The organism is Indolivaga alginatilytica (genome assembly GCF_003201355.1).
Taxonomy (GTDB): domain Bacteria; phylum Bacteroidota; class Bacteroidia; order Bacteroidales; family Dysgonomonadaceae; genus Dysgonomonas_A; species Dysgonomonas_A alginatilytica.
The window spans coordinates 85,122-94,436 of sequence record NZ_QICL01000005.1; the positions used below are offsets into that span (position 1 = coordinate 85,122).

At 39.6% G+C, this 9,315-nt stretch carries 4 protein-coding genes; all 4 read left to right on the plus strand.

Annotated features, from left to right (window positions below; translation table 11 throughout):
- Positions 1 to 9: 9 nt before the first annotated feature.
- Positions 10 to 2,148, plus strand: coding sequence for a glycoside hydrolase family 31 protein (locus CLV62_RS06410; RefSeq protein ID WP_110309959.1), 2,139 nt, complete (start codon positions 10 to 12; stop codon positions 2,146 to 2,148).
- Positions 2,149 to 2,277: 129 nt separating this feature from the next.
- Positions 2,278 to 4,221, plus strand: coding sequence for a glycoside hydrolase family 97 protein (locus CLV62_RS06415; RefSeq protein ID WP_110309960.1), 1,944 nt, complete (start codon positions 2,278 to 2,280; stop codon positions 4,219 to 4,221).
- Positions 4,222 to 4,282: 61 nt separating this feature from the next.
- Positions 4,283 to 7,414, plus strand: coding sequence for a SusC/RagA family TonB-linked outer membrane protein (locus tag CLV62_RS06420; protein ID WP_245904026.1), 3,132 nt, complete (start codon positions 4,283 to 4,285; stop codon positions 7,412 to 7,414).
- 103 nt (positions 7,415 to 7,517) lie between these two features.
- Positions 7,518 to 9,122: a RagB/SusD family nutrient uptake outer membrane protein gene (locus CLV62_RS22010; protein ID WP_110309962.1), complete on the plus strand. Its 1,605-nt coding sequence runs from the start codon at positions 7,518 to 7,520 to the stop codon at positions 9,120 to 9,122.
- The last annotated feature ends 193 nt before the right edge of the window (positions 9,123 to 9,315 follow it).

Below are 9,315 nucleotides of genomic sequence, written 5' to 3' on the forward strand. Positions count from 1 at the left end.
TAATAGTTTATGAAGAAAATCACTATTTCGACCATCTTGAGTCTGGTTGTATTCTTATTACAAGCCCAGTCGATTCAATGGACTGAAGAGTTTCCCGGGGTCTGGAAAGGTTCGTTTGGTAAGCCCGATTCCTATACCTTGCTGAGTGCTGCCGGCAGTAAACCAAAATCGGATGTATTGAGTAAATTGCAAGAAACAGCATTCCCGTTGAATAAAACAGAGATTCATGCTGAGATAATAGATGGAAAAACGTATTTGAGATTTCCTCTTATGAAAGACGAGCAGATATATGGCTTGGGACTTAATTTTCAGACAGTACATCAACGAGGTAAGATACTCAATTTGCATGTAGACCATTATGGAGGAAAAGACAATGGACGGACACATGCTCCCGTGCCATTTTATGTTTCTTCGGAAGGATATGGTATACTAATCAATTCGGCTCAATACCTCACATTTTACGTTGGAACAGGTGTCAGAAAGGATTCGAAGAATCCACCTGTGGCAAAAGATCGTAATACGGATAAAACATGGAGTTCGCGTCCTTATTCGGATGCCGTTGAGGTGTATATTCCTGCCGAAGGGATAGAGTTTTATGTATTTGCAGGAGAGTCGTCTTTAGATGCCATCAAAAAATACAATCTGTATTGCGGGGGCGGCACACTTCCTCCTCGTTGGGGGCTGGGTTTTACGCAACGTGTACAAAAATTATATACTGCGGATGATGTAATGAAAGAGGCTGCCGAATTCGAAGAAAAAGGATACCCCCTCGATTTTATCGGCTTGGAACCGGGCTGGCAAACCAAAGCTTACCCATGTTCTTTCGAGTGGGATAAAAGTCGTTTTCCTGATCCTGCGGGATTTACAAAGAAGATGCTGGACAAAGGTATTCGCCTCAATTTATGGACTAATCCGTATGTTTCTCCCGAAGCTTCAATAAGTAAAGAGATAGAACCATACACAGGTTCTCATACTGTATGGTGTGGTACTGTACCCGATTTGAACCATCCCGAAGCGAAAAGAATATTTGCCAATCAATTGGATAAAGATCAGGTGAAAATCGGAATCAGTGGTTATAAAATTGATGAAGTAGATGGTTACGACTTCTATTTATGGCCCGACATGGCAACTTTTCCATCGGGAATTAGTGGTATACAAATGCGTCAGACTTATGGTGTATTGGCTCAAAAATTAACAGATGGGCTGTATCGGAAAGAAAATACCAGAACATTCGGTCTTGTAAGAGCTTCCAATGCAGGAGCTAATAATCTGCCTTATGTGATCTATAATGATTATTACAGTCATCAAGATTTTATAACAGCTTTGGTAAATAGTGGATTCTGCGGAGTGTTATGGACCCCTGAAGTGAGAGGTTCAAAAACGGGTGAAGAGTGGTTGCGTAGATTTCAGTCTGTAACTTTCTCACCCATGGCTATGATTAATGCATGGTCGAGCGGAACCAAGCCTTGGTCGTTTCCCGAAGTTGCCGATCAGGTAAAATATTATGCAGAATTGCGTATGCAGTTGATGCCTTACTTCTATTCTGAATTTGCAAAATATCATTTTCAAGGTACTCCACCTTTTAGGGCAATGGCTTTGGAAGAAGGTTTCAGAAATGAATCAAAAACTGTTGCAGGTAGCCAGAGTTTAGAGGATAATCCTTACTTGGAAGCTGTTAATAAAGAAGTGAAAGATCAGTATATGTCAGGAGAATATTTATTGGTTGCACCCTTGTTTACAGGACAAAGTACACGCAAGGTTTTACTGCCTCAAGGCAATTGGTATGACTTCTACACAGGAGAATTAGCAGGCAATGGACAAGAAATAACAGTAACTCCCGGATTAGACAGGATTCCGGTATATGTGAAAGACGGTGGTATTATTCCATTGATGGAAACCCGTTTACATGCTCCGGCTGCGGGTGAAAAAGTGAATATGGAGATTCGCCATTATGGCACTAAAGAAAGTTCATACAACCTGTATGATGATGACGGTGTGAGTTTCGATTATGAAAAAGGAGCATATTCTTGGAGAAAGATCGAAATTAAGAAAGACAAAAAAGGACAGTTACAGGGAAGTATATCTAATGCTGTAAAAGGAAAACCTGATAATATAGCAAAAGTTGGTTTTCGCTTTATGAGTAAGTAACCTCTAGGCTCTCTTTTGGGTAAATGAAAATATAAAGTTATACGATTGAGTCAAAAAAGATGATAATTACTATGCTTGCTTAAATACTAAATAGGTCTGAGACCTTTATATTCCTAAATACTATATACTATGAAAAATATAATTGTTGGGATAATTTTTATTCTAATGTTCACCTCTTGTTTGGGTAAGAAATCGGAATGGGTACTTTCTTCCCCCGATGGAAATGTAACGATTACCGTTCTTAACAAGCAATCGTCAGAAGGAAATGATGCTTCACTCGTGTATCATGTGACTTATAATGGAAAAAAAGCAATCATGGAGTCTCCTCTGGGAATTGATAGGGAGGACGAACAATTTTCCACTAATCTTAAACTCGATTCGGAAAGTAAACCGATTCTGATTGATGAAAAATATACCCTCAAGTCAGGAAAAAAACTCAATGTCCATAACTATGGAAATGAGCAGACTCTGACTTTTAAGAATTCAAACGGGAAAAGTGTACAATTGATAATGAGAGCATATAATGACGGAGTTGCATTTCGTTATAAATTCCCCGAAAGTGACACTAATAGTTTTAAAGTAATGTCAGAAAAGACGGGTTTTGCTCTTTCTACAGAGGGTAAAGCTTGGATACATCCTTATGACTGGAATAGCCGATTCAAGCCGAGTTATGAACAGTACTGTGAAAATGAAATAGCTATTGGTACCGATTCTCCTAATCCTAAAGGATGGGCATTCCCTATGCTGTTTAATACAAATGGGCTGTGGGTAATGGTTACCGAAGCTGTTTTGGATGGTTCTTATTGTGCAACACATATAAGTAGCACAAAAGACGGTTTGTATAAGATACGGTTTGCAGAGAAAGAAGAAGTTATCATTCCTGATGATCCTGAACCGGTATCAAACCTACCATGGGCTACACCTTGGAGGGTAATTGCCATCAGCAATAATCTGGCAGGTATAGTAGAGACTAATATCGTTCAAAACTTGAATTTACCATCGGTTATTTCGGATGAATCATGGATAAAACCCGGCCGTTCGAGTTGGAGCTGGTGGTCGAACGGTGCCTCTGCGAGAGACTATAAGACACAGATTGAATATGTCGATTTTACAGCAGATATGGGATGGGAATATATGTTGATAGATGCAGGCTGGCCTGATATGGAAGGCGGCACTATGGAAGATGTAGTTAAATACGCAAATAGTAAAAATGTTGGTGTGTGGTTATGGTATCATTCGGGAGCAGGTCGTTCGCAAGATACGATAAATAGTTTTAATCTGATGGCTGTGAAAGACGCACGTAAAGCCGAATTAACACGTATTCAGGAGCTGGGGGTAAAGGGTATAAAGGTAGATTTCTTTGATACTGATAAGCAAAATATTGTAAAACAGTACTATGCAATATTATCGGATGCTGCCGATCATCATATTATGGTCAATTTTCACGGGTCTTCACTTCCTCGAGGTCTGGAAAGAACTTATCCTAATCTGATGACAACCGAGGCCATAAAAGGTGCTGAGTCTTTTGGTCGTCAAGTGGCTTGTGATAAAGCGCCCCGTCATAATACAACAGTGCCTTTTACACGTAATATGGTAGGATCGATGGATTATACTCCGGTGACTTTCTCGAATAAGATTCGTCAGGGAGTAGAAGCTTTTAATGTTACTTCATATGCCCATCAATTAGCTCTTTCAGTGATTTTTGAATCGGGTGTCCAGAATTTCGCAGACAATTACAAATCGTATGAATCTCTTCCCTCTGCTCCTCTAAATTTTTTAAAGGGGATACCTGCAGCTTGGGACGAAACCAAACTACTGGATGGCTACCCGGGTGATTATGTGGTTATGGCTAGACGAAAAGGCGATACTTGGTATATAGGTGCAATCAATGGTAAGAATGAAAGCCGAGAAATAGAACTTGATTTGTCATTTCTTTCTCCTGCCAAGAATATAGAAATAATCTCAGATGGTACAGAGAGAACACAATTTACAGAACACGCAGAAATAGTAAAAGAGACCTTAAGCATTCATGTTTTACCCTATGGAGGGTTTGTTGCAACAGCCAAACCTTAATTGAAAACCAAAATCTAACTTATTACAATCTAATGCATGTGTTATGAATAAACAGGAACGAATGAGATTGAAAAAAAAATGTACACTATTTATTGTATGCTTTTTTTGTACTGCTTGTTTGATGGCTCAATCCTTCAAAATAAGTGGAAGTGTTATTGATGAAAAATCAGATCCCGTTATCGGTGCGACTATCTCTATAAAAGGAACAACCACCGGAACGGTAGCAGATTTGAACGGAAAGTTTTCATTGGATGTACCAAATGAAAATTCTATACTGGTTGTTAGCTATGTGAGTTATACAAAACAAGAAATAAAAATCGGATCAAAACGAGTTTTTAATATTGTATTGAAAGAAGATCAGCAACTATTAGATGAAGTAGTCGTTGTAGGATATGGTGTTCAAAAGAAGGCTAACTTAACAGGGGCAGTAGGAGCGGTTAATAGTAATGAATTGAATTCTCGTATTGCACCCAGTACTTCCTCTCTGCTTCAAGGTCGAATGGCCGGATTGCAGGTTACGCAGAACTCAGCCATGCCCGGTAGTGAGAACGTAGAGATGCGTATTCGTGGTATGGGAACGTTCAGTTCAGCAGGAAATAATCCCCTTGTGCTGATCGACGGAGTGGAAGGTGATATGAATAAACTGAATCCCAATATGATTGAAAGCATTTCGGTTCTAAAGGATGCTTCATCCGCCGCCATTTATGGATCGCGAGCTGCTAATGGTGTAATACTTGTGACCACAAAGGCGGGAACTGAGGGACGCCTTAATATAGAATATAGTTTTAACTATTCGATGCAAAAGCCGACGAAACCTATGGATCGTATTACGAATTCTGTAGAGTATATGGAAACAATCAATAAGGCAATCGATTTCTCAAAGAATATAAATGCGGCATGGAGATATACGGACGAAGAGATTGATCGTTATAGAAGAGGTCAAGATCCGAATGATCCGACTTATAATCCGGCACAATATCCTAATTGCGATTGGATGGATTATTTGATTCGAGACGCAGCACTTAGTCAGCACTTCCTCAGTATTAATGGAGGTAGAGGAGGAACAACATTTAATGTGGGGCTAGGTTATTTAAATCAAAAAGGTCTTCTGTTGGGTACAGATTATGAGCGATACGATGTACAGGTAAACTTCAAATCGTCTTTAACTAACCGGGTGACTTTTGGTACTAATATATCAATGAACTATGGTGTTCGTCATGATACTTCATTTAATGATACCGATTTAGGTAATATGAATGCTTCACGCGATCAGATGCGAAGTGCATATGCTGCTTCGCCACTGATGACACCGCAATTACCTGACGGTAGTGGACGTTGGTCTTCGTATGCCTATGAGAATAAGGGCGGAAATAAGAACCCGATCGCTAATGCTATTGCAGGTGGAGGACAGCTGATAGATAGCAACTATATACTGGCAAGTACATTTATGAATGTGAAGATTGTTGACGGACTTAGTGCAGAGGTCAAAGGTGCGGTTAAATTTGCAGAAAACCAGTATAAGATTATGAATGCAACATGGGATGGAGCGGTATTTTTACCGGATGCAAATGGTGTTTTTGAAAACCGTCCTTCTACTTCAATGCAAAGTTTTCGCCAGCGAAATAACCGTTCGAAACAATATACACTTTTTAGTACTCTTAATTACTTGAAGACTTTCGATAAAGTACATAATATTACTGCAATGGCGGGATATAGTCAGGAAAGTTATAATTATGAGCAAATCGAAGGTTATCGTACCGGCTATACTTCAACCGATATGTGGTATTTGAAACCGGGTCCGACTCCGGCTCAGACCAACGATAGTGATGTGAATGAGTGGGCTTTAATGTCATTCTTCGGACGAGCCAATTACGATTACGATGGTAAGTATTTAGTGGAAGCAAATGTTCGTCGTGATGGAACTTCACGTTTGCCCAGAAATGGTCGTTGGGGAACATTTCCTTCCGTATCAGCAGGATGGAGAATCTCTGAAGAAGATTTCATGAAAGGTCTTTCCTATATGGATAACCTTAAGGTGAGGGCTTCATGGGGACAATTAGGTAATCAGAATATAGGTAATTATCCTTATCAGGATATGCTTGAGAATGACAATTACAATTTCGGAGGAACAATGACAAGTGGCTATACCAGTAAATCGATAGTAAATACGAATATCAAGTGGGAAACTACTACGTCTACTAACGTTGGGTTAGATTTTGGCTTTCTGGGGAATAAACTGTATGGTTCGGTAGATTGGTATCGCAAATATACTACTGACATTCTTCGCACATTACAAGTGCCTAATTTTGTCGGGATCGCAGGGCCTACGGTAAATCAAGGTGAAATGGAAAATATCGGCTGGGACTTTAGTTTGGGACACGATAATAAAATTGGAGACGTTCGCTATAGCATCAGAGCTAATTTGGATACCTATAAAAATACCTTGCTAAACTATGGTGCCGATGAGATAAACGGAGTGAATATACGCAGAGAAGGTTTGCCTTGGAATACTTATTATGTAATGGTTCAGAATGGGGTTTATCAGAATCAGGCAGAGATAGACAACGAAGGAGTTGTGAGAACTTATGCAGGTGCAGTAACTATCAAGCCCGGTGATATCAGATATACAGATATAAGTGGTCCTGACGGAGTACCCGATGGAGTTATTGATGCCACTTACGACCGTGCTACGGTATCGGGAGCCTTCCCTAAATTTAATTACGGTTTCAATATTAATGTTAGTTATAAGATGTTTGATCTTAGTTGTTTCTTCCAAGGAGTTCAGGGACGAAAACTCTATGTCTCATCTTGGGGTATTTCTCCTTTCAATCAAGCTTCTGCTCCTCCCGTATTTTGGAGGGACGCATGGGATGGCGAAGGCACATCAAACTATATACCGCACATCTACATGGATGGCTATGGACCGATGCAAGCCGGTTACTCCTCTTTCTTCCTTAGAGATGCATCTTATCTGCGTATGAAGAGCATTCAAGTTGGTTATAATGTACCTGCTATATGGGCGAAGAAACTATTTGTTCAAAATGCTCGAGTATATTTCTCAGGTGATAACCTATTGACATTTACTAATTTCTTCGATGGACAGATAGATCCTGAACGTACAGGACAGGGATCGAGCGATGCAATGTATCCTCAGGCGAAGATATTTACATTTGGTTTAAAAGTAACATTTTAAGATGCTACACCTCTTATTGTCTGTCTAAATATAAATATAAATATAAGTTATGGTTTTAATACATGACATTAAATTATAGCTTTTACTTAATACCCGTATAAAAATGAAAAAATATACTATAATAACCTGCTTTTTATTTGCTCTGATTCTAGCCGGCTGCCAGGATTTTCTGGATAAAGACCCTCTTGATCAGTTGAGTAAAGATAAGTTTTACAAAAATGAGACGGAGATACAGCAAGGTCTGGTGTCGACCTATCTTCGCTACCGTTCACAATTGATTGGAGGAATGGGAGCCGGCAACGGTTCAGCAATAGACATGGAAGCACTAAGTGACAATGCTTATTCATCCTCAGGATTCCAAAGTTTGCAAAATATAGCTCAGGGAGGTATGACATCCACAACGGGAGGAGCCGTTACGGGTTTATGGAATGATGCCTGGCAAGGAATCGCCTATTGTAATTACTTTTTGGATAATCTGGAAAGACCCGAAGTAAAGAGTTTAGTAACTGACGAAAGATATAAACAATACAGAGGGGAAGCCCTTTTTAATCGTTGTTATTTTTATTTTTTATTGATCCAGAACTATGGTGATGTTCCTTTTTTGACTCATGCTGTTGAACTTGATACTCCATATATGAATATGAAGAGAGAGTCGGTAAGTACTGTTGTTCCCCAATTACTATCGGATATGGATTTGGCTATTGAAGGACTTCCCTTAAAGGCTTATACAGATGGCCATGCAGTAAAAGGATCGGCGGTTTTGCTTAAAACACGTATCTTGATGTATAACAAACAGTATGCAGAGGCTGCTACCACTGCATATTCTTTGATTGGGAATACTAAAAATCCACATAAAATAGTTGACGATTATTCAGGTATATTCTTTGGAGACCAAGCAAATAATCAGGAAATAATGTTTTCTGTTTGGTATGCCTCGCCGGATGATATGCACCAGTTTGATCAGTTTACAGGAAGTCGTATGTCTTGTTACCCATTGTTCGATTTGGTGAAAGCATATGAAGAAAAGTCTTCGGGTGTGAGAGATCCTCGCCTATCAATGACTATTTTTATGGTAGGCGATCCTTGGATAATGTATAACGGAACTACAACTAAAACATTCCAGTACAAAACTAAAAACCCCGTTGCCGGAGGTCCTGATATAATACTTGACCCTACCATATATTCGTACTCCGGTCAGCAATTTCCTCCTAGAGACGGTACTCCCCGGACATCGGAAGGCAATATCCCGGTAAGCTCTTTAGCTTGGAAAAAAGGAGTGAATCCGGCTCTCGTTCAGGCTAGGGACAGGATAAGTTCTCAACATTGTGTATTAATGCGTTATGCCGATTTACTTCTATTGTATGCCGAAGCTATGTTTGAATCGGGAAAAGCTTCTGATCCAACAGCATTGAAGGCTCTTAATGAGGTTCGTGCCCGTAAAGGAGTAGAGATGCCCCCTAAAACCGAATTAACCCGCGATAATATACGTAACGAGCGTCGTGTAGAATTGGCATATGAAGGGATACGTTACTATGATATCAAACGTTGGGACATTGCAAAAGATGTAATTCCCAGAAAGGTCCCTAATCCGACTCTTGCTGCTGCACAGCAAATCAGATGCTTATGGGATGGTAACCTATGGCCTATACCTCAGAATATTATGAATATAATGACTCCTGCCGGATGGGTGAATAATGCACCTTATTAAGCATAAGGAGATAAATAGAGTATATGATTGATCGAATTAAGTAATTCTAACTATTTAATGCAATGATTTATCAGCATAACTATCTCTGGTTGTTATGCCCAGCCAAAGCAATAAAAAGGTCTGCGACCTTAATTATCCGAATCGGCTGAATAAAAGGCTGGTTCGGGTATTTATCAAAGAAATTAAAAGGAAT